Annotated in this window: 2 protein-coding genes; one reads left to right on the top strand and one right to left on the bottom strand. The window is 71.9% G+C overall.

What is annotated here, in order from left to right; genetic code table 11:
- Positions 1 to 808 (top strand): DUF6880 family protein (locus tag I53_RS24810; RefSeq protein ID WP_043355754.1); only part of this gene is annotated, 808 nt, incomplete at its 5' end.
- Positions 809 to 835: 27 nt separating this feature from the next.
- Here I53_RS24810 and I53_RS24805 read toward each other — a convergent pair.
- A partial coding sequence (locus tag I53_RS24805; protein WP_043355752.1) for a DUF427 domain-containing protein occupies positions 836 to 1050 on the bottom strand: 215 nt, incomplete at its 5' end.

Here is a 1050-nt window from a genome sequence, read left to right as displayed (position 1 = left end):
GGCCGCCCGGATCCAGATCCTGCGCCTCCGGCAGGCCATAGCCGACCGGCGCGGCGATCCGGACGCCTTCATCGCCCTGGAGCGCACGGTGCTGCCGGGGCGGGAGAACCGCGTCGAGATTGCCCGGCGCCTCCTCGCCGCCGGACGGGCGGAAGAGGCGCTGGACTGGATCCGGCGCATGCAGGATCCGGGATTGCGCATCGCGACGCGGGCAGATCTGATCGCGGGATTCGATACGCGCGGGCCGGAGCGCGAACGGCAGGCGCTGGAGATCGAGATCCTCGATTCCCTCGGCCGGTCCGACGAGGCACAGCTCCTCCGATGGACGCGATTCGAGCGGGAACTCGACGCGCCGATGCTGCGGACCTTCCTCGCCAAGCTTCCGGATTTCGAGGACGAGGAGGCGCTCCAACGCGCCCTCGACCATGCCGAGGCCTTCCCGCAGCCGCACCGGGCTCTGACCTTCCTGACGGCTTGGCCGGATCTTCGCCGCGCCGCCGCATTGGTGGTCGCGAGGCCCGGGATCTGGCAGGGCGACCAGTACGCGGTGCTGGCGCCGGCGGCCGAGGCGCTCGCCCTGGCACACCCCCGGGCGGCCACGATCCTGTATCGCCGGCTCCTCGACTCCATCCTCGAGGGCGGCCGCAGCGCCGCCTACCCGCATGGGGCGCGCTACCTCGCGGAACTCGACGCCCTGGCGGGGCGCCTTGCGGCCGGCGATGCCGAGCCGGATCCGAAGGCCTACCGCGCGGCGCTGCGGCAGGCGCACGGCCGCAAGCACGGGTTCTGGAGCCTCGTCCGGGATTGAATCGGGTAAACCGGGCGGGTGACCGGCTCAGTCCTCCAGCGTGATGGCGTCGACCCGGTCCGGATAGAACGCCACGTGGTCCCGGATCGCCGCGACGGCCGGGTACGGGTCCCCGTAGCTCCAGACCGCGTCGGGACGCCGGGTACCGTCGACAACGAGGTCGAAATAGTGGGCGTCGCCCTTGTACGGGCAGTGTGTGGTGCGCGACGAGGCGACGAAGCGATCGGCCCGGATGTCGCTCC

The sequence above is a fragment of the Methylobacterium sp. B1 genome, from assembly GCF_000333255.1.
Taxonomy (GTDB): domain Bacteria; phylum Pseudomonadota; class Alphaproteobacteria; order Rhizobiales; family Beijerinckiaceae; genus Methylobacterium; species Methylobacterium fujisawaense.
Note: the sequence above shows the minus strand (reverse complement) of the source record. Positions and strands in the feature narration are given on the sequence as shown.